Source organism: Allobosea minatitlanensis, from assembly GCF_964020775.1.
In genome coordinates, this window is sequence record NZ_OZ224509.1 from 1,551,143 (window position 1) to 1,575,533 (window position 24,391).

Genomic DNA, 24,391 nt, shown 5'->3' on the forward strand with positions numbered 1-24,391 from the left:
GCGGCCGGCGCCGGCCATCATCGCCGCCGGATTCCCTCTCGAGACGACGAGCGATCATGACCCATACGGCCGACATCCCCGCCGAGGAGCCGCGCGGCGAGCTCACCGTCCGCACCATCGCCATGCCGGGGGACACCAATGCCAACGGCGACATCTTCGGCGGCTGGGTGATGTCGCGCATGGACCAGGCTGGCGGCATCGCCGGGGTCGACCGGGCCCAGGGCCGCGTCGTCACGGTCGCGGTCGAGGCGATGACCTTCATCCGCCCGGTCAAGGTCGGCGACGTGCTCAGCGTCTATACGGAGATCGAGTCGATCGGCCGGACCTCGATGCGCATCCATGTCGAGGCCTGGGCCAAGCGCTTCCGCACCACCCTCCACGAGAAGGTGACGGAGGCGACCTTCGCCTTCGTCGCCATCGACGAGGAGGGCCGGCCGCGGCCGGTGCCGCGCCCGGCCGAATATCCTAACGGCTGATGAACCCGCCCGTCGGCGGGGTGATTCAAAAGAATCCACTTTAAGCGTTCCTTAAACGGCGCTGGCGATAGTGGCGCCCGACAAGATCGGAACAAACCGGTCCGGGGTGAACGCATGTCCGTCCGACTTCGCCAGGCCTGCCTGCCCACCGGTCCTTCGGGCCGGCCGGGCCGGGGATTCCGCGCGGTAGGCACCGCGGCGACGCCCGTCGGATCCGGCTTCCGTTTCTGAAATCCTCCTCCCGCGTCGCGTGTTTCCCGGAGTAAGACTTCATGACGAAAGCCAGACCCGCGCGTGAGCGCAAGACGAGGCGGATCGGCATCGCCGCCCGGATCTACGCGGCACTGGGCACGCTGACGGCGCTGACTCTGGTGTCGTCCTCGGTGGCCTGGTTCTCCTACAGCAAGGTCGGCGCGACGGTGGACGATCTCGTCACCCAGAAGATGCCGGTGGTGGAGCTGGCGCTGGAGCTGTCGCAGGCCGCGACGCAGTCGACGGCGCTGGCCGCCCGCTTCAGCGAGGTCGAGACCGTCCAGGACCGTTCGGCGCTGACGGCCGATCTCGACAAGGTCGAGGGCCGGCAAATGGAGCTGCTGCGCCGCATCGGCCAGCAGGGCAAGGTCGACCAGGCCCCCGCCCAGAAGGCGATCGACGAGCTCTCGCGCCAGATCAACGACATCAACGACCTGACCGGCGACCGGCTGCGCAACGCGGCCGAGCAGGGCAAGGCGCTGGAGAAGCTCTCCAGGGCGCGCGAGGGCTTCAACGCGCTCGCCGATTTCGAGACGGGCGATGCCCAGTTCGCCGTCAAGATGAGCATCGCCAGCGCGACCCAGCTCACCGGCAAGGAGGTCGAGGACGCGCTCGCCAATATCATCGACAAGGATCTGGCGACGCTGCAGGCCGCCCAGGCGCTGCAGCTCCAGATCAGCGAGATGGTCGGCCTGCTGCGCGAGATCTCGCAGATCGAGAACCGTCCCGCGCTCGATACGGGCAAGGCCCGCTTCGCCGCGACGCTGGACCAGGTGCGCGGCTTCCTGGCGCAGGCCGAGAAGCTCCAGGCCAATCCGGCGCGCGTCGATGCGGTGAACGCCGTGATCGCGCTCGGCCAGGGCGAGGACAGCCTGATCGCGATCCGCGAGCGCGACCTCGCCACGCGCGCCGCGATCCAGGCCGGGCTCAAGGAGACGCAGCAGGCGGCCGAGGCGGTGCGCCGCCAGGTCGGCGAGCTCGTCACCTCGGCGCGCAGCGGCGCGGAGGCCGCCGGCGTCTCGACCGCCGCGCTGATCGGCCAGAGCCGGCTCTGGCTCGGCGGCATCGGCGCGGGCTCGCTGCTGATCGCGCTTACCCTCAGCTTCTTCTATGTCCGGCCGATGATCGTCGGCCGCCTCAACCGGCTCTGGGGCGCGACCAGGGCGATCGCCGACGGCGCGCTCGAGACCACGGTCGACACCAGGGGCAATGACGAGATCTCGGACATCGCCCGCAGCGTGCTGCTGTTCCGCGACAACGCGGTTGCCCTGCGCGCCGCCGAAGAAGCCAAGGTCGAGGACCAGAAGCGGGCGCAGGAGCAGCGCCGCCAGATGATGCAGGAACTGGGCGAGGCCTTCGGCGTCGTCGTGGCGGCGGCCGCCGCCGGCGACTTCACCCAGCGCGTCGCGGCGCAGTTCGCCGATGCCGAGCTCAATGCGCTGGCGGAATCGGTCAACACCCTGCTCGAGACGGTGCAGACCGGCCTGTCGGAAACCTGCGACGTGCTCGCCGAGCTCTCCGCCGGCCATCTCTCGACCCGGATCGAGGGTCTTTATCAGGGCGCCTTCGCCGAGCTGAAGGACGGCACCAACGCGCTCGCCGACGAGTTCGAAGGCACGCTGGCGCGGCTCTCCGAGACGGTCTCGGCCGTGCGCAGCGCCACCAGCGAGATCCTCGACGGCGTCACCGACCTCGCCGAACGCACCAGCGAGGAGAGCAACGCCGTCTCGATGGCGACGAACCAGCTCGGCGCCTTCGCCGGCACGGTGAGGAAGACCGCGAGCGAGGCGGCGCAGGCGACCGGCATGGCGCAGGGCGCCGAGGAGCGGGCGCAGCAGGGCGAGAAGGTCGTCGCGTCGGCGCTGGAAGCGATGCAGCGCATCCGCCAGTCCTCGAGCAAGATCTCCGAGGTCATCGCGATGATCGACGAGATCGCCTTCCAGACCAATCTGCTGGCGCTCAACGCCGCGGTCGAGGCGGCGCGGGCCGGCGACGCCGGCAAGGGCTTCGCGGTGGTGGCGACCGAGGTGCGCAGCCTCGCCAAGCGCTCGGCCGACGCCTCGAACGACGTCAAGAAGCTGGTCGAGGCGGCGCATGGCGACGTCCGGGTCGGCGTCGAGCTGGTCGAGGAGACCTCGGCGATGTTCGGCGCGATCATGGGCTCGGTGAACGACCTGACCAAGCTGATGAACGGCATTGCCCAGACGGCGAAGAGCCAGGCCAGCGACGTCTCGACGATCAACACCGAGATCGACGGCATCGGCACCATGGCGCATCAGAACGCGGCGCTGGTCGAGCAGACCAACGCGGCGCTGGCGCTGACGGACGAGCAGACCCGCGCTTTGACCGAGCACCTCGCCCGCTTCCGCTTCCGCGAGGGGCATGGCGGCGGCCAGGAGGCCGGGCAGGGCTTTTCCGAGGCGGCCTGAGCTTCCGTCCCCGAGCCCGATCGAACCAGGAAGGCCCGCGGCGCGTCCGCGGGCCTTTTCCGTTCCGGCCGGCGGCATCGGACGATGCTTGCTGCCGAAGAATGGCGATGCTAGGCGAGGAGCGGGCCGGTAGCTCAATGGTTAGAGCTCGCTGCTCATAACAGCGCCGGTGCCGGTTCGAGTCCGGCCCGGCCCACCATTTCCCGCATCGCGATCAACCCTTCGCCAACGCCGCCACCGGATCGAGCCGGGAGGCGTTGCGGGCCGGCAGGAAGCCGAAGGCCACGCCGATCAGGCAGGCGCAGAGGAACGAGATCACGATGGAGGCGGTCGAATAGATCAGCGAGAAGCCGGTGCCGAGAGCGTCGAGAACGACCCCCAGCCCGAGCGCCGCGACGATGCCGAGCACCCCGCCGATCAGGCAGACGAGGACGGCCTCGATCAGGAATTGCTGGAGGATATCGCTCTGGCGGGCGCCCACCGCCATGCGCACGCCGATCTCCGAGACGCGCTCCGTGACCGAGACGAGCATGATGTTCATCACGCCGATGCCGCCGACGATGAGCGATATGACCGCGATCGCCGCGATCAGCAGGGTCATGGTCCGGTTGGTGCTGGTGATGGTCCGGCGGATGTCGTCGGTGTTGAGGATGAAGAAGTCCTTCGTCCCGTGCCGCTGGGTGAGGAACCGCGTCACCGCCTGCTCGGCGAGGGCGGTCGTGACCGCGTCGCTCACCCTGACCGTGATGCTGCGCAGGGAGCTGCTTCCCAGGAAGCGGGTCTGTGCGGTGGTGTAGGGGATGTAGAGCGAGGGGTTCTGGCTCGACCCGAAGCCGCCCTGCCGCGCCTGCACCACGCCGATGACGCGGACCGGCACCTTTCCCGCCAGGATCACCTGGCCTACGGGGCTCGCCGCGCCGCCGGGAAACAGCGCCGTCCGGGCATTCTGGTCAATCACGGCGACCTGCGCGATGTCGCCCACGCTCGCGGCGTCGAAGAAGCGCCCCTGCGACAGCGTCATGCCGGTTGCCGCGAAATACTGCTCGCCGACGCCGTTGACCAGCGCGCTCGTCTCGGTGGCGCCGAAGCGGATGGTGCTGGAGGTCGAGACCGTCGGCGTGACGGCGGCGACATAGGGCTGCTTCGCCAGCTCGGCCGCGTCGGAGGCGACGAGCGTGGTGATCTTGCCCGACCGCAGATCGCCGAAATCCTTGCCCGCGAAGATCTCCAGCGTGTTCGTGCCGAGGCTGGAGATATTGGCCAGCACCCGCTGCTGCGAGCCTTGCCCGAGCGCCACGACGCTGACCACCGAGGCGATGCCGATGATGATGCCGAGCATGGTCAGGAAGGTGCGCAGCTTGTGCGCCCGCATCGCGAACAGCGCCATGCGGAAGGCTTCCCGGAAGCGGTCGAGCCTCGCCCTGAGCGGCGCCCGCCCCGCGGGCACCGGCTTCGGGCTCGCCGCGGCGGTCCGCGGCGCCGGCGCAGCCCCCTTGACCGTGTCGGAGACGATCGCGCCGTCGGCGATCTCGATGATGCGCTCGGCCCGCCTCGCGATCGCCATGTCGTGGGTGACGATGACGACGGTGCGCCCTTCGGCATGCAGCGCGTCGAGGATGCGCAGCACCTCCTCGCCGCTATGGCTGTCGAGCGCGCCGGTCGGCTCGTCGGCGAGGATGACCTCGGCATCGTTCATCAGGGCGCGGGCGATGCTGACGCGCTGCTGCTGGCCGCCCGAGAGCTGCCCCGGCCGGTGATGGGTGCGGTCGGCCATGCCGAGGCGCTCCAGCAGGGCGAGCGCGCCGCGGCGCCGGTCGTCGCGGCTGCGGCCGGCGTAGACCGCCGGGATTTCGACATTGCCGAGGGCCGTCAGCTCGTCGAGCAGGTGATAGCGCTGGAAGATGAAGCCGAAATGCTCGCGCCTGAGCGCGGCCAGCGCGTCGCCGTCCAGCGCGGCGGTCTCGCGGCCGGAAATGCTGTAGCGGCCCGCCGTCGGCCGGTCGAGGCAGCCCAGTATGTTCATCAATGTCGACTTGCCGGAGCCCGAGGCGCCGACGATCGCGACCTTCTCGCCGGCCCGGATGACGAGATCGATAGCCTTCAGCACGGCGATCCGTGCATCGCCCGAGGGATAGTCGCGCCCGACGCCGGCAAGGGCGATGAGCGGCGCGGCCATGCCCGGGGCAGCCGCCGGGATCTCCGGATCGCGGAACTCCTCCAGGATCTCGCTGTGTCGCATCGTCTTCACGCGAACCGGTGTCCACTTCGCTCGAAACTGCTCTCAGAGCCCCATCGGCGGCGGGCCGCCCGGGCCGCGCGCGGCGGCCGAAGCGGCCTGCGCCGGCTGTTCCCCGGTGACGACCCGCTCGCCCTCGGCGAGGCCGGCCCGGACTTCGGCGGTGATCTTGTTGTTGAGGCCGATCTCGACCTTGCGGATCGCCGCCGTCCCGTCCGCCCCCAGCACGGTGACCGGGTAGCGGCCCTCGGCATCGGCCGCGCCGAGCGCGGCGGAGGGGACCGTCAGGACGTTCTTGGCCTCGCCGAGGATGATGCGGACCTCGGCCGTCATATAGGTCCGCAGCCTTCCGTCGCCGTTCGGGACGTCGAACAGGCCGTAATAGTAGATCGCGTTCGACGAGGCCGAGCTGCTGCTCGAGGAGGTCGAGGAGCCGGAAGTGGTGGACGCGCTGAAGCTGCTGTCGTTGCGGATCGATTCCGGCGCCGGCTCGATGGAGGTGAGCCTCGCCTCGTAGCGGCGTCCGGGTTCCCCGATGATAGTGAAATAGAGCGGCAGGCCGGGCTTGACCCGGGTGACGTCGGCCTCGGAGATCTCCGTGCGCACCGTCATGGTGTCGAGCTGGCCGAGAATGACGATGGTCGGCGCCGACTGTGCGGCGTTCACCGTCTGACCCTGCTGGCTGACCAGCGACAGGACCGTGCCGTTGATCGGCGCGGTGATCCGGGTATAGCCGAGATTGGCCCGCGCGGTCTCGACCGCGACCTCTGCCTCGATGATCTGGGCCTGCAGCGCCTCGATCTGGGCCTGCGTGACCTTGACCGCGGCGTCCGCGCTCTCGAAATCCGCCTGCGAGACCGCCCGTCGGTCGATCATCCGGGTGTGCCGCGCCAATGTCTGGCGGTTGAGGACCAGCGTGGCCTGCTTCTCGGCGAGCTGAGCCCTGACATTGGCCAGGGCGGCCTCCGCCGTGCGCAGGCTGTTCCTCTGGGTCACGGAATCGATCTCGGCGATCAGATCCCCGGCCCTGACGGACTGGCCGGCCGAGACCTTGACGGCGGTGATCCGGCCGGACACCTGCGCACCGACCGCGACCAGCCTGACCGGCTTCAGGGTACCGGTCGCCAGCACCGTCTCCTCGACGTCGCCGCGCTGGACCGGCGCCGTCATCTGCGCCGGCGCCGGGCTCGCCCCGAGCCGCTGCCATGCCAGGGAGCCGCCGAAACCGAGGGCGGCCAGACCGGCGAGGGCGATCAGCATGCGGGTGGGCGTCACCGGTCCGCACCGTGCGGCGGGGAGGCTTCCGCCGCCGCTCCGAACTGCTCGGGGGTCGCGAGATGCGGGCCTGTGGCGATGTCGACGATCTCCGGCTTTCCGCTGTCGATCGTCCCGCTCCAGCCGCCGCCGAGGGCCTTGTTCAGGGCGATGTAGTCGGTGGCGACGGCGACCTGGCTCGCGATCAGCGAATCCTCGGCCGAATAGAGCGAGCGTTCCGCCTCGAGCAGGTCGAGGAAGCTTTGCGTGCCGGCGCGGTAGAGCGAGCGGCCGAGCGAGGCCGCCTCGCGATAATTCGCGACCGAGACCGCGAGCCTGGCGCTCTTGATGCGCTCCTGCGCCAGTGACACGATCGCGTTCTCGACGTCTTCGAGCGCGCTCAGCACGGATGAGCGATAGGCCAGGAAGGACTGGTCCCGCTGCGCCTCGGCGACCTCGACGGCCGCCTTGAGCTGGCCGCCATTGAAGATCGGCACGGTGAGCGTCGGCCCGAAGGACCAGCTTATCGAGGAGCTCTTGCCGAGATCGCCGAGCCGGGTGCCGGTGGTGGCGATGCTGCCGGTCAGGCTGACGCTCGGATAGCGCGCCGCCTGCGCCTGCCCGATCTTGGCGGTGGATTGCGCATATTGCCGCTCGGCCAGCCGGATATCGGGCCGGCTGGCGAGAAGGTCGGCGGGGACGCCGGTCGGGATCGGCAGCCGGGGCCGGGGAATGGCGCCGGGCTTGCCGAGCCGCCTGCTCAGCGCGGCCGGGGCCCGGCCGGTCAGGACGGAAAGCCGGTGCACGGCTTCGGCATGGGCGGATTGGAGATCGGGGATGTTGGCCTCGGTCGTCGCCGCCTGGCCCGCCGCATTGGCGACATCGACGGCCGAGGAGGCGCCGGCCTCGAATTTCGTGCGGGTCAGCGCCGCCGTCTCGCGCTGCGAGGCCGCGGTCCGGCGCGCCAGCGCGATGCGGGCCTGATAGCCGCGTGCCTGGACATAGTTGGAGGCGACGTCGCCGATCAGGGTCAGCAGCGTCGCGCGCAGCTCCTCCTCGGAGGCGTCCATGCCGTAGCGCGCGGCTTCGACGGCGCGCTTGTTGGCGCCGAAGAGATCGAGCTCCCAGCTCGCATCCAGCCCGGCCTGGAACTGGTTGCCGGTCGCGATCGAGCCCGAGCCGGCGGAAACGCTCTTGGCGCGCGTCGCCGAACCCGACCCGTCGACCGTGGGGAACAGGGCGCCGACCGCCTGCCGATAGCTCGCCCGGGCCTCGCGGATCTTCGCCTTGGCGGTCGCTACGTCGAGATTGCCGGCGACCGCCTCCCGGATCAGCGCGTCGAGCAGCGGGTCGTTCAAACGGCGCCACCACGCGGCCAGGGCCGGCGGCTTCGCCGGCTTGGCGGCTTTCGCCTGTCCCCAGGCCAACGGAAGCGCGAGCACGGGCTTCTGGTAGTCGGGACCGACGACGCAGCCGGCGAGAAGGGCGGCCGAAAGCAGGAGGCCGGCCAGCCGCCAGCCCGCCGGCAAAGGCGAGCGGGCGGCAACGCGCGGCTGTGCCGCGCAGCGGCAGGAAAAGGCGGCGGAGATCGGAGTCATCGGGTCGCCGCGCGCTTTCCCGAGGCGCCGTCCTGCGGCGCGGCCGGCATCGTAGGCTCGCGGGTTTCAGGAGCCTCCGCACGGCTCATGGCGGCCCGGCCGGGCGCCGCGAGCATGGCGGCGGACGCCGCGGCAGGGACCGGCCCGCGGGGGTTGCGAAGGATGGCAAGCATGGCATTCCCGTTGTGATGGGCGGGACCGTGCAGAGGCTGTTCGGCGAAATGCCGGCGCCAATGTTGCCGAATGTTTCGGGTGTATAGAAAGTTGTAGGCCTCGGAGCCCGCGCATCGCCCCGGAATGCCGGCGCGGTTCCGCCGGATCAGCCTTCGGGCTGCGGCAGGGTGATGCGCACGAGCAGGCCGCGCGGCTGGTTCTGCGTCAGCGTCAGGCTGCCCCGGTGCCCGGCGACGACGGCCTGGGCGATCGAGAGGCCGAGGCCGAATCCCTCGGAATCGACCCGTCCGCGCGCATCGTCGCCGCGCATGAAGGGTTCGAGCAGCCGCTGCCGGTCCGCTTCCGGAATGCCCGGCCCGTCATCGGCCACCTCGATCACGGTCGCGCCGTCCTCCCGGCGCAGCCGGATGACGGCTTCCCGCCCGTAGCGGACCGCGTTCTCCGCGAGATTGGTCAGAGCCCGCTCGAATTGCTGCGGATGCCCGATGGCGACGACCTGCCGCGGCCCCTCGTAGCGGATGTCGTGTCCCATATCGGCGAATTCGTCGGCGACGGTCTGCAGCAGGCTCGAAAGATCGAAGGCCGCGTGCTGCTCGCTGTGGTTGGCATCGCGCAGATAGGAGAGCGCGCCCTGCACCATGGCGTCCATATGCTCGAGGTCGCGGGTGAACTGGGCGCGCAGCGCCTCGTCCTCGATGAACTCGACGCGCAGCCGCATCCGCGTGATCGGCGTGCGCAGGTCGTGGCCCACCGCGGCCAGCATGCGCGTGCGGTCGGCGAACATCGCATGGATGCGGTCGCGCAGGCGGTTCAGAGCGCGGGCGGCGGTGCGGACCTCCTCCGGCCCCTCCTCGCGCAGGGGGGAGGGGTCGCGGTCGATCGAGAACTCTTCCGCGGCCGCGGCGAAGCGGGCGAGCGGCGCCGTGATCCCGCGCGAGGCCCAGAGCGACAGCGCGCCGACATTGAGGCCGATCAGGATGACGGTCGCGACGAGCAGGATCGAGACGGGGCGGGGCGGCAGCATCTCCGCCTCGCCCGCGGCGATCTCGGCGTTCAGCGCCGCGCCGTCGGGCAGCCCGATCAGGAAGCGGCGCGGCGGGCTGCCGGGCGCCGGAGCCTCCCGCAGCGCCACGCTGAAGCCGGGGCCGAGCCTTCGGGCGAAGGCGTCGTCCTCGGGACGAAACGTGCCTTCCGCCGCTTCGGGCCGGCCCTGCCCGTCGAGCCCGAAGCGGAAGCGCGCATCGGCCGCGTTGGCGGAGGCGATCACGTCCGGGCGCTGCTCCGGCGCGGTCCGGGCGATGACCCGGACGATGGTCGACATCGTCTCCAGTATTGGCGGTCCGGGCCTTTCGCGCGGCGCCTGCAGGAACAGCGTGACGCCGAGGATCAGGTGGAGCACGGCGATGATGCAGACCACGAGCAGCGCGATCTGGCTGCCGATGCGTCCCGGCAGGCGGAGAAATCGCCTCATCGCCGCTCGACCGCAGGGGTGAACAGGTAGCCGCCCGAGCGGATCGTGCGGATCAGCTCGGGGTCGCGCGGCTCCTTCTCGATCTTCTGCCGCAGGCGGCTGATCAGGATGTCGATGCTGCGTTCGAAGGGCGCGGCGGTCCGCCCCTGCGTCAGGTCGAGCAGGATGTCGCGCGACAGAACCCGCCCGGGCCGCTCGCAGAAGACGCGCAGCAGGTCGAACTCCGCCCCGGTGACGGCGACGCGGACATTGTCGGGATTGGTCAATTGCCGGCTGCCGGCGTTGAGCGTCCAGCCCTGGAAGACGAAGCTGCCGGGATGCTCGTCCGGTTCCGTCCGGCCGCCCTGCCGGCGGCGCAGCACCGCGCGGATCCGCGCCAGCAGCTCGCGCGGGTTGAAGGGCTTGCCGAGATAGTCGTCCGCGCCCATTTCGAGGCCGATGATGCGATCGACATCCTCGCTGCGCGCGGTCAGCATGATGATCGGCACGGAATGGCTCGCCCGCAGCCGCCGGCATATCGACAGCCCGTCCTCGCCGGGCAGGTTGAGGTCGAGGACGATCAGGTCGAAGCGATTGGCCTGAAGGGCACGGTCCATCTCGGCGCCGTCGCGCGCGATCGCGCTGCGCAGATCGTTCTGGGAGAGATAGCGCGAGACCAGCGCGCTGATCTCGTGGTCGTCCTCGACGATGAGGATATGCGCGGTTGTGCTCACTGTCCTGTCCAAAAGCTCGATCAATCTCGCAATCTCACCGTGAAACAGGGTCGCTCGTCATCAAGGAATTGCAGGACAGGCAACGCCAAGGCCGTTCGCCGCAACAGGCACAACGCCGATGCCCCGTTTCCGGCCCCGGCGGGACCATCGAACCCGGCATGGCGGCGGGCATCGCCGTTGAGACCGGCGACCGCAGGATGCCTGATAGCCGCGATGTGTTTCTGGCGTAGCGGGTAAAGGTTTCGCGGCTGTGTCGATTTGTTTCGCAACGGTTACGCCGCCGGGAAAATGGTTGAAGGGCGACCCCGGTGGCGCAATGCGCCGAGACCGGCTTCGATATCGTGCGATCAATAGAGTAACGGAATGCTCTGATTTATGAAAACTCAGATTGATATGTATTTTATCGGGATACAAATGGAAATGAGCCTGCCATCATCCCGACCTGCTCGGTATATTAGCAGAGGCCAACGTCGCCGATACGTGGGCCTTGCCGATGACATCCTCCGCTCCGCGCAAACACCGTTATCCCGGCCTTCCGCGCTGCGGCCTCGCCGGCATCCTGGCCGTTTGCGGGCCTGCCGCGGCGTCGGCGCAGTCGATCGTCGTTCGGGGCAACCGCACCGTCGATGCCGAAGCCATCCGCCAGATGGCGGGGGACTGGCAGGCGGAGACGCCTGACCAGATCCGGGAACGCTTGAACGCGACCGGCCTGTTCGGCAGCGTCGAGGTGAAGCGGCAGGGCAGCCGGACCGTCGTCACGATCAGCGAGCACAACAGGATCAACCGCGTCGCCTTCGAGGGCAACCGGCGCCTGAAGGGCGACCAGCTTGCGCCGCTGGTGCAGTCCAAGGCCGGCGGCCCGCTCAGCCAGGACCTCATCAATTCGGACGTCGAGCGCCTGCACGAGGCCTATCGCCGCGCCGGCTACGGTCTGTCCTCCGTCAGCGGCCGCACCGTCCCGCTGCCGAACGGCCGCCAGGACGTGGTCTTCACCATCAGCGAGAGCGGCAAGACCGGCATCAAGTCGATCAACTTCACCGGCAACAGCGCCTATTCGGCGGGGCGCCTGCGTGGGTTGATGAGCTCGACGGAGTCGAACTTCCTGAGCTGGGTCAAGACCTCCGACGTCTACGATCCGGACCGGATCAATTCCGATCTCGACCTGATCCGCCGCTTCTACCTGAAGAACGGCTATGCCGACTTCCAGATCGTCAACAGCAGCGCCCGCTTCGACGAGGCGGCCGGCGGCTGGGTGGTCGACATCCAGGTCGAGGAAGGCCCGCAATACAAGGTCGGCGAGGTCAGCGTGGTGTCCTCGGTGCCGGGCGTCGACGACAAGGCCCTGCGCCGTTACGTCGCGACCTCCGGCGGGGACATCTACGACAACGAGGCGGTCGAGAAATCGCTCGTCGCGATCACGACGGACCTCTCCCGCCGCGGCCACCCCTTCGCGCAGGTCCGCCCGCGCGGCGACCGCGACGCGGCCGGCCACCTGATCGGCATCACCTATGTCGTCGACGAGGGCCCGCGGGTTTTCGTCGAGCGCATCAATGTCCGCGGCAATACGCGGACGCGCGACGACGTCATCCGCCGCGAACTCGATCTCGGCGAGGGCGATGCCTACAACAAGGTGATGATCGACCGCGCCGAGCGGCGCCTGAACAATCTCGGCTTCTTCAGCAAGGTCCGCATCACCAACGAGCCGGGCTCGGCGCCCGACCGCGTCGTGATCGACATCGACGTCGAGGACAAGGCGACCGGCTCCTTCTCGATCGCCGGCGGCTACTCGACCTCGGACGGCATCATCGGCGAGGTCTCGCTGTCGGAATCGAACTTCCTCGGCCGCGGTCAGTTCGTCCGCATCGCCGGGACGCTGGGCGAACGGACCAAGGGCATCGATTTCTCCTTCACCGAGCCGTATTTCCTCGGCTACCGCGTGGCGGCGGGCATCGACCTGTTCTCGAAATACAACGATTATTACAGCACCAACCGCTATGCCAGCCGCGTGACCGGCGGTCAGGTTCGCTTCACCTTCCCGATCACGGAAGAGTTCTCGATCACGCCGCGCTATGCGCTCTACACCACGCAGATCAAGGTGCCGAATACCAGCAGCTATCCCTATAACGACTGCACCAATGCGCTGACGGGCATCACCCCGGGCACCGCGGGGGCGACCGCGGAAAGCTCGGTCTACAACTGCGTGACCAATGGCGAGGCCTCGGTCGCGATCAAGGAAGCGCAGGGCAGTTCCCTGACCTCGCTCGTCGGCCTCAACCTGAACTACAATTCGCTCGACAACCGGCTGAACCCGCGCAACGGCTTCATCGCCGAGCTGAAGCCGGAATATGCCGGCCTCGGCGGCGATTCCAAGTTCCTGCGCGTCGCAGCGGATGCCCGCTATTACCGCGAGCTGATGGACGACGTCGTCGGCTTCGTCCGGCTGCAGGGCGGTCATGTCCAGGCGACGAGCGGCAATCTGCGGATGGTCGACCACTATTCCATGGGGCCGTCCCTGGTGCGCGGCTTCGCGTCGAGCGGTATCGGGCCGCGCGATGTCCTGACCGGCACGGCGCTCGGCGGCACGACCTATGTCGGCGGCACGCTGGAGGTGCAGTTTCCGATCTGGGGCCTGCCGCGCGACATCGGCCTGCGCGGCGCGATCTTCGCCGATGCCGGCACGCTGTTCGATTACGACGGCGGCTCGAGCTCCAGCTATGCCGGCTGTCCGAGCGGCTCCCAGGCCCGCCAGTTCAATGTCACGACGAATTCGAGCTATCAGTCCAGCGTCGCCTGCGTGCGCGACAGCAAGACGATCCGATCCTCGATCGGCGCTTCCATCCTCTGGCAGTCGCCGCTGGGTCCGATCCGCTTCGACTATGCCTATGCGCTGACCAAGGACGATGGCTGGAAAGACCCGGCGACCGGCATCCGCTACGGCGGCGACAAGCTGCAGGCCTTCCGCTTCTCCGGCGGCACGCAGTTCTGATCGGCCCGGAGCCTCGGCTTCGCCAGGCTCGACGGTGCGCGGGCCGCCGAGCGTCGCCCTGATCCGGTCCGCCAGATCCGGCGCGGCCGGGACATGCCGAAACCGCGGTCGCGGCTGTCGCCCGCGCGCGCGACAAAAGGCCCGGCTGCGCCCGTAATCCAGGCCGCTCCGATGCTCTCCTCCCGGGAGCCGGCCCGCCGGGGCATCGGTTGCGGAGCGGGCCCGTTCCCGTCCTACAGATCGTACAGGGCCTCGAGCGGCGGGCTCTGGTGATTCACCCGAAAGCAGGCCGCATTCTGCGACAGGTTGATATTGTAGAAGGGGTCCAGCCCGACGAGATGCGCCCATTGCCGGTTGAACCTGCGCAGCTCGTCCGGCGCGGGTTCCGGGCGGCTGACCGACTCGTGGTGCTCCAGGCAGGCATAGGGCGTGAAGACGAAATGCCCGCCGGTATGGACGTTCAACCGCAGGCAGAAATCGATATCGTTGTAGTTGATCCGGTAGGCGGGATCGAAACCGCCGATGGCAAGGAAATCCGCGCGCCTCACCATTACGCAGGCGCCCGTGACGGCGCTGTAGTCGCGCGGAACGACCGCCGAGCAAACCTGGCCGATCTCCGAGGCGGGGTGCAGGTAATAGGGATGCGAGGGGCCCTGGCCGAGAAGCAGCACGCCGGCATGCTGGATGCGCCCGTCGGGAAAGAACAGCTTTGCGCCGGCGCCGGAGATGCCGTCCTGCTGGCACCACATCAGCATCTCCTCGAGCCAGCCGCGCGAGATGACGCGGATGTCGTCGTTGAGCAGGAGCAGATAGTCGCCCCGCGCCGCCTCGGCCAGGAGGTTCATCTTGTCGGAGAGGTTGAAGAGCTGGCTCTCGTAGCGGACGAGCCGCACGTTCTCGCTGCGGAGGGCGCGCTCCAGATCCGGCGCGAGATCGCCGTTCTCGGCGACCACGATCTCGATGTTGGGATAGGTGCTCCTCTCGCGGATCGAGCGGACGAGATCGAGCACGTACCAGCTTTCGCCGGCGGTCCCGCTGCGATGGCCCGCCGTCGGAATGGCGATCGAGACCAGCGGCTGGCCGACGATGCCGAAGCGGACGCGATGCGTGCCCGGCAGCGGGCCGGCGACGACGCTGCCGCCATAGCGGCTGCGATCGACGAAATCCTGCACCGCCCTGCGGGCCGCCAGCTCGGCCCGGGGCTTGGCCTGGCTGCCGGAGGCGGTCGACTGGGGCAGCGTCCGCCAGTGATAGAGAATGTCCGGGATGTGGACGACATGCCGCGTCGCCGCGGCGAAGCGCAGGGCCAGATCGTAATCCTGCGCGAAATCATAGTCCGGGCGGAAGCCGCCGAGGCTCTTGGCGAGGCTGGTGCGGTAGACGCCGAGATGGCAGCTATACATGCAGGAGAGGAAATAGGCCGGCGACCAGTCCGGCTTGAAGAAGGGGGCCGAGCGGCGGCCCTTCTCGTCGATCTTGTCTTCGTCGGAATAGAGCCAGTCGGCGCGCGGATCGCGGTTGATCGCAGCGGCGAAGGCGTGCAGGGCGTGCGGGGCGAGCAGGTCGTCATGGTCGAGCAAGGCGACATAGTCGCCGCCCGCCTGTGCGAGGGCGGCGTTGCTGGCGCGGGCTATGCCGCCGTTCTCCGGCAGGAAGATCGGCCGGATCCGCGGATCGCGCGCGGAAAACCTGTCCAGGATGCGGCGGGTGGTCCGGTCGGTCGAGCCGTCGTCGACGGCCAGCAGCTCCCAATCCGGATAGGTCTGGGCCAGCACGGATTCGATCGCCATTTCGAGAAAGGCCGGCGGCGAATTGAAGGTCGGCATGATGACGGAAAAGCACGGCCTGAGCGGAAACCCTGCGCTCTTGGCGACGAAGCGCCAGCGCAGATCCTCCGTCATCACCCGCTGCTGCAGCCAATCGCCATAGGCGGCCGCCTCTCCCAGACGGCCCGGCGCCAGCCGCTGCCGCAAGCCCGACCAGTCGCCCCGCAGCAGCATTCCGCCGGCCCGCAGCAGCTTTTGCCCGAGCACGCCGCGGCGGTGGAGATCCGCGATCTGGTTGAGGACCGTCGGCGAATGGGAGGGTGCCGCGGCGAGCGGGGACAGCCCCAGCGCGTGCAGCACGAAACGGCAGGGGGTCTCGCAAGGGTCGATCCGGAAGGCCCGCGCCGGGGCGGGCAGGTCGATGATCGTCGCGATCTCGATGCGGCCGCCGCTGAAGGGGATGGCGAGGCTGTCCTCCTCGCGAAACCCTTCGCCGATGTCGAAATACAGACGCCAGCGATCGTGATGGTCTTCGCCGGCGTCGGGCAGGGTCGCCGCGAAGCGGATCGAAAGAAGGCCGGCCGGAGCGCGCAGCGGAGCGTAGAAATAGCAATCGAAGCCGTCGCTTCGCCAATGGCCGGCCGTCACGTCCGGCCGCAGCTTCCCCGCCGGGTAGAAGGGGACCCCGGCCTGGCGCCCGAGGAGCGCGCGCAGGATGCCGGGATGTCCGGGCGTCGCGGGGCCGGCATCGGCGTCGCTCGCTCCGGCGTTCTGGATTTCCGTCATGTCTCGCATTGCCGCTGATGGAGGAAGGTCAGGCGCGATGGTTAGGGTAGGCGGCGTCCCGCGCGTTCAGGCGCGGCGCCGGCTCGGGCCAGGCGATGCCGAAGGCCGGATCGTTCCAGCGGGCCCCGCGGGCCAGCTCGGCGCGATAGGGAGCGCCCATCATGTAGAAGACCTCGCTCTCGGGACGCAGCGTCTGGAAGCCGTGAGCGCAGCCTTCGGGAACGAAGAGGGCCCGGCCGTCATCCGCGGAGAGCTCGACGCCGATCCATTCCCCCCGCGTCGGCGAGCCGGGGCGCAGATCCACCACGACATCGAAGATCGCGCCGCGCGTGCAGCGGACGAGCTTCGCATCGGGAACCGGCGGGGCCTGGTAATGCAGGCCGCGCAGCGTGCCGCGATACGGGTTGAAGGACAGGTTGCACTGCACGGGCGCGAAGCGGATGCCATGCCGGCCGAAGACCTCGGCGCAGTAGCAGCGGGCGAAATGCCCGCGCTCATCCGCCTGCGGCGCGATGTCGACGACGAAGACGCCGGCGATGCGGCTCTCGGTCAGGATCACGCCAGGATCTCCACCTCCGGGATCGGGACGACGAAGCGCCCGCCCCAGCTCCGCAGCGGCGCCATCTGCTCCATGATCTCGTTCTTGAGATTCCACGGCAGGATCAGCAGGTAGTCCGGCTTCGCCTTCAGGATCTCGTCCGGCGCCTTCACCGGGATGCGCGTGCCGGGCAGGAGCCGGCCCTGCTTGTGCGGGCTGCGATCGACGGTGAAATCGATCAGCTCCGGTCCGACGCCACAGTAATTGAGCAGGGTGTTGCCCTTGGCCGGGGCGCCATAGGCGGCAACCCGCTTGCCGGCCCGCCTGGCGCCGATCAGGAATTCCAGAAGGGCGAATTTGGTCTGGGCGATGCGCTGCGCGAAGCGGGTGTAGACATCGAGCTCATCGCAGCCTTCCGCCTTCTCCTGGCTGCGCAAGGCGGCCACCGCCTCGGAAGCCTGCCGGCCGCCGGCGTTCGCATGGCCGGCATAGACGCGCAGCGAGCCGCCATGCGTCGGCAGGCGCTCGACGTCGAAGACGGCGAGGCCATGGGCTGCGAGCACGCGCTCGATCACCAGGAAGGAGAAATAGGAGAAGTGCTCGTGATAGATCGTGTCGAACTGGTTCTCGGCCAGCATCCGCAGGAGATGCGGGAATTCCAGCGTCAGGACGCCGTCCGGCTTGAGCAATATCTCGAAGCCGGCGACGAAATCGTTCAGGTCGGGCACATGGGCGACGACGTTGTTGGCCGCGATCAGATCGGCCCGGTGGCCCTGTGCGGCAAGCTCGCGCGCCGCGGCGCGTCCGAAGAAGCGGACCTGCGTCGGGATTCCGCAGCGCTCCGCCGCCGCTGCGACATTGGCCGCGGGCTCGACGCCCAGCACGGGAATGCCGGCGCGCTGGAAGAACTGCAGCAGATAGCCGTCATTGCTCGCGACCTCGACGACCTTGCTCGCCTGCGACAGGCCGAAACGGCCGATCATTCCGGCCGCGTAGCGCTCGCTATGGGCGAGCCAGCTCGGCGAAAAGCCGGAGAAATAGGCGTAGTCCGTAAAGATCGCGTCGGGCGTCTCGACATCGCGCGCCTGCACCAGCTTGCAGAGGTCGCAGACATAGATCTGCAGGGGATAGAAGGCTTCCGGCTCGGCGGCGTCTTCCGGCGCGACAAAGCTGTTGGCGAGCGGCGTCATGCCGAGATCGGCGAAGATCGTCGTCAAAGGCGCGCTGCAGAAGCGGCACTTGCATGGGGTCATCAGTGAAAGGCCCTGCTCTCGTAAGTGTCGATATCGGCCGCGATGAGTTCGGCGGCCGGCGTTCCGAGACGGTGCCGCCGGTACCATTCGGCGGTCAGCGCCAGCGCCGCGGCGAAGTCCAGGCGCGGGCGCCAGCCCAGCTCCTGGCGGGCCCTGCTCGAATCGAGCGTCAGCCGGTGCGCCTCATGGAGATCGGCCGGCGCGGCGCTGTTCCAGGAGGCGCTTTCGTCCCAGAATTGGATCAGGCTCTCGAGAACGTCGGAAACGGAGCGTTCGGCGTTGGCGTCGGGGCCGAAATTCCAGGCCCGCGCGAAACGGCCGGCATCTGCGTGCAGCCGCTCGGCCAGCAGCAGATAGCCGCCCAGCGCATCGAGAACATGCTGCCAGGGCCGGGTCGCGCCGGAGCTGCGAACCGTCACGGGGCGGTTTTGGGCGAAGGCGCGGATGGCGTCCGGGACGAGCCTGTCCTGCGCCCAGTCGCCGCCGCCGATGACGTTGCCGGCCCGCGCCGTCGCGATCGCGATGTTGCGATCCGCCATGGCCGCGAAGGAAGCCCGCCAGGACGCCACGACGATTTCCGTGCAGGCCTTGCTCGCGCTGTAGGGATCGTGCCCGCCGAGCGGGTCCGTTTCCCGGTAAGGCCACGGCCATTCACGGTTCTCGTAGCATTTGTCGCTGGTCGCGATCAGGACGCATCGCACGCTTGGCTGAGCGCGCACCGCCTCGAGCAGGTTCAGGGTGCCCATGACATTCGTCTCGAAGGTCTCGCGCGGGTCGCGATAGGACCGTCTCACCAGCGGCTGGGCGGCGAGATGCAGCACGATTTCCGGCGCCAGCTCGGCCAGGGCGGAGCGCGTTGCCCCGGCATCGCGCAGGTCGCAGGCGAGGGGCGTCACGCGACCGGCGAGAAAGCCGAGCCGCTCGGCTTCCGCTTCGTCCTGCGCCGCCAGGGACAGGCCGAGCGGCAGCGCGCCGAGCCGCGCCAGCCACAGGCTGAGCCATGATCCCTTGAAGCCGCTATGGCCGGTGACGAGGACGCGGCGCCCCCGCCAAAAGCCGGGATCGGGATTCACCAGACGCGCCATGGTGCCTCGCCGGTTTCCCAGAGTTCCTCGAGCCGCCGCTTGTCGCGCAGCGTGTCCATCGGTTGCCAGAAGCCGTCATGCGGGTAGGCCATCAGCTCGCCGTCGCGCGCGAGGCCCTCCATCGGGCCGCTCTCCCAGACGGTGTCGTCGCCCGCGATGCGGTCGAGCGCGCGCGGCGAGAGCACGAAGAAGCCGCCATTGATGAAGCCGGTGTCGCTCGGCGCCTTCTCGCGGAAGCCGGATACGCCGTTGCCGTCGAGGTCGAGCACGCCGAAGCGGCCGGGCGGGCGCACCGCCGTCACCGTCGCGGCGCGGCCATGGCTCTCGTGGAAGGCGATCAGCCGGTCGATCGGCACGTCCGAGACGCCGTCGCCATAGGTCAGGCAGAAGCTCTCGCCCTCCAGATAGGGCTTCACGCGAGCGATGCGGCCGCCCGTCATCGTTTCCTGGCCGGTGTCGACCAGCGTGACCTTCCAGGGCTCGGCGCGGCCGGCATGGGTGGTCACCGCGCCGGAGGTGAAGTCGAAGGTGACGTCCGACGAGTGGAGAAGGTAGTTCCCGAAATACTCCTTCAGGAAATAGCCCTTGTAGCCGAGGCAGATCACGAATTCGTCGATGCCGTAGCGCGAATACAGCTTCATGATGTGCCAGATGATCGGCCTCCCGCCGATCTCGATCATCGGCTTCGGGCGATATTCCGATTCCTCCATGATCCGCGTGCCGCGGCCGCCGGCCAGGATCACCGCTTTCCTGATCTTCGTCATTCTCTTCCGTGTTCCTGCGCTTCCGCGTTCCTGCGCTTTGGCATCCGGCGCTTCTGCATTCCTGGCCGTGCCGGGCCTCGCGGCGGGTCGTGAGAAATTTACCCACATGGTGTTGACGTGGGAAATATTCCCACTTATTGAGCCTGTCAACCCATCCGACATCGCCTTCCGCGATCGGCGGCATGTGGAAATATCCGTTCGAGGAGACCGCGGGTGTCGACCCCTGCCATGTTCGTTCACGATGCGCAGTCGCGCGACAGCCGGCCCTGGCGGGACGCGATCGCCGATGCCGCCCGGGCCGCGCGCCTCGCCGAATTATGGCTGACCATGGGCTGGTACGATGTGCGCCAGCGCTACAGCCGTTCGGTCTTCGGCCCCTTCTGGGTGACGATCAGCCTCGCCGTCTTCGTCGCGGGGCTGGGCATCACCTATGCGGCGCTCTTCCGCGTGCCGGTGGTGGCCTATCTGCCCTATGTCACCGTTGGCATGGTGCTGTGGTCGCTGATCTCCGCCCTACTCAACGAGGGCGCCGCGACCTTCACGGCGGCGACCGCGGCGATCAAGCAGATGCCGGCGCCGATCGGAATCCATGCGCTGCGCGTCGTCTGGCGCAACCTGATCATCCTCGCCCATAACGCGGTGATCGTCCTGATCGTCCTCGCGGCCTGCGGGGTGAGGCCGGGCTGGGCGGGCTTCGCGGCCCTGCCGGGCCTGGCGCTCCTGCTGCTCAACGGCATCGGCTGGAGCGTGACGCTCGGTCTCGTCGGCGCGCGTTTTCGCGACGTGATGCCCCTCGTCGCCAACGCGACGCAAATGCTGCTCTTCGTCACGCCGGTGCTGTGGCGTGCCGGCGATCTCGGCGACCGGCGCATCCTGGCGGAGCTCAATCCGCTGTTCCATCTGATCGAGATCGTGCGGGCGCCGCTGCTCGGGGCGGGCGTCCCGCTCGGCAGCTTCGCCGTCGCGCTCGCCGTCACCGCGCTCAATCTCGGGCTCGCCTTCGCCTTCTATACGAGGCTGCGCTGGCGCGTGGCCTATTGGCTCTGAGGCGGCGATGAGCTCGATCCGCCTCGACCGCGTCAGCGTGCAGTTCCCGCTCTATGGCGGCAGCGCCCGTTCCCTGCGCAACCGCATCGTCAGCAGCGCCACCGGCGGGCGCATCGGCTCGGATGCCCGCTCGCGCACCTGCATCGAGGCCCTGCGCGACATCGACATCCGCATCGCCCATGGCGAGCGCGTCGCCCTCGTCGGCCATAACGGCGCCGGCAAGACGACGCTGCTGCGCGTCCTGGCCGGCATCTATGTGCCGCAGGCGGGCCGCGTCGCCGTCAGCGGCAAGGTCGCCCCGCTCTTCGACATCGGGCTGGGCATGGACGGCGAGGCGAGCGGCTACGACAATATCCGCCTGCGCGGCCTTTATCTGGGGCTGAGCCGGCGCGAGATCGAATGCCGCATCGACGAGATCGCAGCCTTCAGCGAGCTCGGCGGCTTCCTCGACATGCCGATCCGCACCTATTCGGCCGGCATGCAGACGCGGCTGTCCTTCGCGATCTGCACCAGCGTCGATCCGGAGGTGCTGCTGCTCGACGAAGGCATCCTCGCCGGCGACGCGGCCTTCATGGAGAAGGCGCAGGCGCGGCTGGCGGCCTTCGTGGCCCGGGCCGGCATCCTCGTTCTCGCCTCGCACAGCGACAGCCTGCTCGCCAGCCTGTGCAGCCGTGCGCTGCGGCTCGAGCACGGCCGCCTCGTCGCCGACGGGCCCTTGCAGCAGGTGCTGCAGCCCAGCGCGCATCCTGCGGTTCTCGGGAGATTATCGGCATGAACAGGCTGGCCGGAGGCCGGGCGCCCTGCGTGGCCGGCATCGTCATCTATCGTCCGCAGATCGAGGCGCTGCGGCGTCTCGTCGCCTCGCTGGCCGATGAGGTCGCCATCGTCGCCATCTATGCCAACTCGCCGATCGGCGCAGACGAGCAGCAGAGGCTCGCGGCGGCGGCGGGGGCGGCCGAGCTGGTCGTTCTGAGGCCGGCCCTCAACCGCGGCCTCGGCGCCGCCTACAACGCCCTGCGCGCATTGGCGCAGGCGACCGAAAACGAGTTCCTGCTGCTGCTCGACCAGGACAGCGCGCCCCGTCCCGGCACGGTCGAGACGCTGGTCGCGACCCATCGCCGCCTCGCCGCGCGCGGCGAGCGCGCCGCCGTGGTCGGGCCGCAGCCGATCGACCTGCAAGGCAAGGCGATGCGGCTGTCGACGCGGACGGGAGTGCCGCCAAGCGGCACGGAGCCTCTGCGCGCCTCCTTCGTCATCTCGTCCGGCTCGCTGATCCGCCTCGACGCGCTGGCGGCGATCGGCGATTTCCGGGCCGACTACTTCATCGACGCCATCGACATCGAATGGTGCCTGCGGGCCGGCGCCGCGGGCTATTCGATCTGGGTCGATCCCGCGGTGCCGATGCCGCACAGCCTGGGCAAGGGCATCATCAGGCTGCCATTCGGCCTGTTGCTGACCGACCAGCCGTCGCGCCGCCTCTACACCTATGTCCGCAACCAGCTCGCCATGCTGCGCCTGCGGCATGTTCCCGTCCGCTACAAAGCCAAGTTCCTGCTCTCGCTGCCGGTGAGGCTCGCGGCCCATCTGATCCATCACCGCTTCTCGTCCGATTGCATCACGGCGCTGGCCAACGGCCTCGTCGACGGCGTGCTCGGACGGATGGGGCCGCCCGACCGCGCGCTGATTCCCTGGCGGGATCCCGGCCTGCGGATGGATGCGCCCCGGAGCTCGCCGGCGGCCGACGCGGCGGCGCCGGGACGGCGCCTGCCATGAGCGCGCCGACCATCCTCGTGCTCGGACGCAGCGGCCAGCTCGCCGGAGCCCTGGCCGAGCGCGGATGCGGCGCCGTCGTCGCGGCCGGGCGGCCGGAGTTCGACCTGACGCGGCCCGATGCGCCGGCGCGCCTGCTGGACATGGTCCGCCCTGCCGCCGTGATCAACGCGGCGGCCTATACGGCGGTCGACCGTGCGGAAAGCGAGCCGGAACTGGCCTTCGCCCTCAACCGGGACGGCCCCGCCGCCCTGGCGAAGGCCTGCGCACGCGCCGGCCTGCCCCTCATCCACATCTCGACGGACTGCGTTTTCGACGGCGCGAAGGCAGGCGCCTATCGCGAAGCCGACATCTCCCGCCCGCTCAATATCTACGGGGCCTCGAAGCGGGCGGGCGAGCGGGCCGTCCTCGAAGCGCTGCCTTCGGCGCTGGTGGTGCGGACCTCCTGGGTCTTCGGGCCGCGGGGCGAGAGTTTCGTGACCCGCCTGCTCGGCTGGGCGCAGGGGCGCGAAACGCTCACGGTCGCGGGGGACCAGCGCGGCAAGCCGACCTATGCGCCGGCCCTCGCGGATGCGCTGCTGGCGCTCGCGCCCCGCCTGATCGGCCGGACGCTGCCCGGCGGATTGCTGCATCTGGCCGGCGAGACCGTGCTGAGCCGGGCCGAGCAGGCCCAGCTCATTCTCGATGCGGCCCGCCGGCGCGGCGGCCCGTGGGCGAGGGTGATCCCCGTTCCCTCCAGCGCCCATGCGACCGCGGCCGCGCGGCCATGCAACGCCGTACTCGACTGCACGCTCGCCGCGCGCCAGGGCATCGCGCTCGGAGCGTTCGCGGACGATGTCGAGGCCACCCTCGATCGCCTGATCGGGCCGGCAGCCACCCATCTGGCGCAGCACCGCCTGAACCCGTCGAGGGCATCGTGAAAGGTATCGTTCTGGCCGGGGGCAGCGGATCGCGTCTCCACCCCGCGACGCTCGCCGTCAACAAGCAGCTCCTCCCCGTCTACGATAAGCCGATGATCTACTATCCGGTTTCCGTGCTGATGCAGGCCGGAATCGACGAGATCCTGCTGATCTCGGCGCCGGACTACCTCGCCAACTACGTTGCGCTGTTCGGGGACGGGGCGAGCCTCGGCCTGAAGCTGAGCTACGCCGTGCAGCCACGGCCCGAGGGGCTGGCGCAAGCCTTCGTCATCGGACGCGACTTCGTCGGCGACGACAGCGTCGCGCTGGTCCTGGGCGACAACATCTTCTTCGGCGCCGGGCTCGAAGGCATGCTTGCCCGCGCGCGTGCCCGCCAGAGCGGCGCGACGATCTTCGCCTATGCGGTCGAAGACCCGGAGCGCTACGGCGTCGTCACCCTCGACGGGCAGGGCGGGGCGCTGCGGATCGACGAGAAGCCGAAGGCGCCGCAATCGCCCTGGGCCGTCACCGGCCTCTATTTTTACGACAACCGGGTCTTGGACATCGCTGCCGGCATTCGCCCTTCGCCGCGGGGCGAGCTGGAGATCACCGACGTCAACGCCGCCTATCTCCGCGCCGGCGAGCTCCATGTGGAGCGCATGTCGCGCGGCTATACCTGGCTCGACATGGGGACGCATGACAGCCTGCTGGAAGCGGGCGAGTTCGTCCGCACCATCCAGAAGCGCCAGGGGCAGCTTGTCGCCGGGCTCGAGGAAATCGCCTTCCGGCAGGGCTTCATCCCGCTCGCCCGGCTTCGTGAACAGGGCGCCGCCCTTGCCAGGACGGATTATGGCCGCAAGCTGCTCGCGATCGCGGCCGACCATGCCTGAACCG

18 protein-coding genes and 1 tRNA gene are annotated in these 24,391 nt (G+C 69.1%); 9 read left to right on the forward strand and 10 right to left on the reverse strand.

The features are described 5' to 3' along the window. The first annotated feature begins 56 nt into the window (after positions 1-56). The 3 genes from ACWH43_RS07645 (at position 57) to ACWH43_RS07655 (ending at position 3,356) form a co-directional block, all read left to right on the forward strand. The gene (locus ACWH43_RS07645) at positions 57-476 is read left to right on the forward strand and encodes an acyl-CoA thioesterase (protein ID WP_158445182.1); all 420 of its coding nucleotides are present in this window, start codon (positions 57-59) and stop codon (positions 474-476) included. A 272-nt stretch (positions 477-748) separates the two neighbouring features. Next, positions 749-3,157 carry a methyl-accepting chemotaxis protein gene (locus tag ACWH43_RS07650; protein WP_158445181.1) on the forward strand — a complete coding sequence of 803 codons (2,409 nt, stop codon included), beginning with the start codon at positions 749-751 and terminating at the stop codon, positions 3,155-3,157. 123 nt (positions 3,158-3,280) lie between these two features. Beyond that, a tRNA-Ile gene (locus tag ACWH43_RS07655) sits at positions 3,281-3,356 on the forward strand. A 15-nt stretch (positions 3,357-3,371) separates the two neighbouring features. Here the strand turns inward: ACWH43_RS07655 and ACWH43_RS07660 are convergent. The 5 genes from ACWH43_RS07660 to ACWH43_RS07680 all read right to left on the reverse strand — a co-directional run bounded on the left by ACWH43_RS07660 (position 3,372) and on the right by ACWH43_RS07680 (position 10,615). Then, the gene (locus ACWH43_RS07660) at positions 3,372-5,333 is read right to left on the reverse strand and encodes a MacB family efflux pump subunit (protein ID WP_158445190.1); all 1,962 of its coding nucleotides are present in this window, start codon (positions 5,331-5,333) and stop codon (positions 3,372-3,374) included. Between the two features lie 105 nt (positions 5,334-5,438). Further along, on the reverse strand, positions 5,439-6,668 hold the full coding sequence (locus ACWH43_RS07665) for an efflux RND transporter periplasmic adaptor subunit (RefSeq protein ID WP_260347722.1): 1,230 nt from the start codon (positions 6,666-6,668) through the stop codon (positions 5,439-5,441). After that, positions 6,665-8,245, reverse strand: coding sequence for an efflux transporter outer membrane subunit (locus ACWH43_RS07670; protein ID WP_158445180.1), 1,581 nt, complete (start codon positions 8,243-8,245; stop codon positions 6,665-6,667). The genes ACWH43_RS07665 and ACWH43_RS07670 overlap by 4 nt, the downstream gene beginning before the upstream one ends. A 319-nt stretch (positions 8,246-8,564) precedes the next feature. Next, a complete protein-coding gene (locus ACWH43_RS07675) occupies positions 8,565-9,890 on the reverse strand; it encodes an ATP-binding protein (protein ID WP_260347723.1) in 1,326 nt (441 codons plus the stop codon). Further along, a complete protein-coding gene (locus tag ACWH43_RS07680) occupies positions 9,887-10,615 on the reverse strand; it encodes a response regulator (protein WP_158445188.1) in 729 nt (242 codons plus the stop codon). The genes ACWH43_RS07675 and ACWH43_RS07680 overlap by 4 nt, the downstream gene beginning before the upstream one ends. Positions 10,616-11,096: 481 nt before the next feature. Here ACWH43_RS07680 and bamA point away from each other — a divergent pair, with 481 nt between their 5' ends. Then, on the forward strand, positions 11,097-13,589 hold the full coding sequence (gene bamA / locus ACWH43_RS07685) for an outer membrane protein assembly factor BamA (RefSeq protein WP_158445178.1): 2,493 nt from the start codon (positions 11,097-11,099) through the stop codon (positions 13,587-13,589). Between the two features lie 233 nt (positions 13,590-13,822). Here the strand turns inward: bamA and ACWH43_RS07690 are convergent, their stop codons facing one another. From ACWH43_RS07690 to rfbF, 5 genes are read right to left on the reverse strand one after another with little or no spacing between them, the layout of a single operon-like run. After that, positions 13,823-16,141: a glycosyltransferase family 2 protein gene (locus ACWH43_RS07690; protein WP_260347725.1), complete on the reverse strand. Its 2,319-nt coding sequence runs from the start codon at positions 16,139-16,141 to the stop codon at positions 13,823-13,825. Between the two features lie 28 nt (positions 16,142-16,169). Continuing rightward, positions 16,170-16,700: a dTDP-4-dehydrorhamnose 3,5-epimerase family protein gene (locus ACWH43_RS07695; protein WP_158445176.1), complete on the reverse strand. Its 531-nt coding sequence runs from the start codon at positions 16,698-16,700 to the stop codon at positions 16,170-16,172. Then, on the reverse strand, positions 16,697-17,932 hold the full coding sequence (locus tag ACWH43_RS07700; protein WP_158445175.1) for a class I SAM-dependent methyltransferase: 1,236 nt from the start codon (positions 17,930-17,932) through the stop codon (positions 16,697-16,699). The genes ACWH43_RS07695 and ACWH43_RS07700 overlap by 4 nt, the downstream gene beginning before the upstream one ends. Beyond that, positions 17,932-19,017: a CDP-glucose 4,6-dehydratase gene (gene rfbG / locus ACWH43_RS07705; RefSeq protein WP_260347726.1), complete on the reverse strand. Its 1,086-nt coding sequence runs from the start codon at positions 19,015-19,017 to the stop codon at positions 17,932-17,934. The genes ACWH43_RS07700 and rfbG overlap by 1 nt, the downstream gene beginning before the upstream one ends. Beyond that, positions 19,002-19,781: a glucose-1-phosphate cytidylyltransferase gene (rfbF, locus tag ACWH43_RS07710; RefSeq protein ID WP_158445174.1), complete on the reverse strand. Its 780-nt coding sequence runs from the start codon at positions 19,779-19,781 to the stop codon at positions 19,002-19,004. The genes rfbG and rfbF overlap by 16 nt, the downstream gene beginning before the upstream one ends. 213 nt (positions 19,782-19,994) lie before the next feature. Between rfbF and ACWH43_RS07715 the strand changes: the two genes are divergently transcribed. From ACWH43_RS07715 to rfbA, 5 genes are read left to right on the forward strand one after another with little or no spacing between them, the layout of a single operon-like run. Continuing rightward, positions 19,995-20,828 (forward strand): ABC transporter permease, encoded by an 834-nt coding sequence (locus ACWH43_RS07715; protein WP_158445173.1) that lies wholly within the window; start codon positions 19,995-19,997, stop codon positions 20,826-20,828. A gap of 7 nt (positions 20,829-20,835) precedes the next feature. Beyond that, on the forward strand, positions 20,836-21,603 hold the full coding sequence (locus ACWH43_RS07720) for an ABC transporter ATP-binding protein (RefSeq protein ID WP_158445172.1): 768 nt from the start codon (positions 20,836-20,838) through the stop codon (positions 21,601-21,603). Continuing rightward, a complete protein-coding gene (locus ACWH43_RS07725) occupies positions 21,600-22,601 on the forward strand; it encodes a glycosyltransferase (protein ID WP_158445171.1) in 1,002 nt (333 codons plus the stop codon). The genes ACWH43_RS07720 and ACWH43_RS07725 overlap by 4 nt, the downstream gene beginning before the upstream one ends. Next, positions 22,598-23,518, forward strand: coding sequence for a dTDP-4-dehydrorhamnose reductase (gene rfbD, locus ACWH43_RS07730; RefSeq protein WP_158445170.1), 921 nt, complete (start codon positions 22,598-22,600; stop codon positions 23,516-23,518). The genes ACWH43_RS07725 and rfbD overlap by 4 nt, the downstream gene beginning before the upstream one ends. After that, the gene (gene rfbA / locus ACWH43_RS07735; RefSeq protein WP_158445169.1) at positions 23,515-24,387 is read left to right on the forward strand and encodes a glucose-1-phosphate thymidylyltransferase RfbA; all 873 of its coding nucleotides are present in this window, start codon (positions 23,515-23,517) and stop codon (positions 24,385-24,387) included. Before rfbD ends, rfbA begins: the two co-directional genes overlap by 4 nt. Positions 24,388-24,391 lie beyond the last annotated feature (4 nt).

What these genes read in the sequence shown, in the direction of transcription:
- ACWH43_RS07645 (WP_158445182.1), top strand. Translation starts at nt 57, where the DNA reads ATGACCCATACGGCCGACATCCCCGCCGAGGAGCCGCGCGGCGAGCTC.
- ACWH43_RS07650 (WP_158445181.1), top strand. Translation starts at nt 749, where the DNA reads ATGACGAAAGCCAGACCCGCGCGTGAGCGCAAGACGAGGCGGATCGGC.
- ACWH43_RS07660 (WP_158445190.1), bottom strand. Translation starts at nt 5,333, where the DNA reads ATGGCCGCGCCGCTCATCGCCCTTGCCGGCGTCGGGCGCGACTATCCC.
- ACWH43_RS07670 (WP_158445180.1), bottom strand. Translation starts at nt 8,245, where the DNA reads ATGACTCCGATCTCCGCCGCCTTTTCCTGCCGCTGCGCGGCACAGCCG.
- ACWH43_RS07675 (WP_260347723.1), bottom strand. Translation starts at nt 9,890, where the DNA reads ATGAGGCGATTTCTCCGCCTGCCGGGACGCATCGGCAGCCAGATCGCG.
- bamA (WP_158445178.1), top strand. Translation starts at nt 11,097, where the DNA reads ATGACATCCTCCGCTCCGCGCAAACACCGTTATCCCGGCCTTCCGCGC.
- ACWH43_RS07690 (WP_260347725.1), bottom strand. Translation starts at nt 16,141, where the DNA reads ATGACGGAAATCCAGAACGCCGGAGCGAGCGACGCCGATGCCGGCCCC.
- ACWH43_RS07700 (WP_158445175.1), bottom strand. Translation starts at nt 17,932, where the DNA reads ATGACCCCATGCAAGTGCCGCTTCTGCAGCGCGCCTTTGACGACGATC.
- rfbG (WP_260347726.1), bottom strand. Translation starts at nt 19,017, where the DNA reads ATGGCGCGTCTGGTGAATCCCGATCCCGGCTTTTGGCGGGGGCGCCGC.
- rfbF (WP_158445174.1), bottom strand. Translation starts at nt 19,781, where the DNA reads ATGACGAAGATCAGGAAAGCGGTGATCCTGGCCGGCGGCCGCGGCACG.
- ACWH43_RS07720 (WP_158445172.1), top strand. Translation starts at nt 20,836, where the DNA reads ATGAGCTCGATCCGCCTCGACCGCGTCAGCGTGCAGTTCCCGCTCTAT.
- ACWH43_RS07725 (WP_158445171.1), top strand. Translation starts at nt 21,600, where the DNA reads ATGAACAGGCTGGCCGGAGGCCGGGCGCCCTGCGTGGCCGGCATCGTC.
- rfbD (WP_158445170.1), top strand. Translation starts at nt 22,598, where the DNA reads ATGAGCGCGCCGACCATCCTCGTGCTCGGACGCAGCGGCCAGCTCGCC.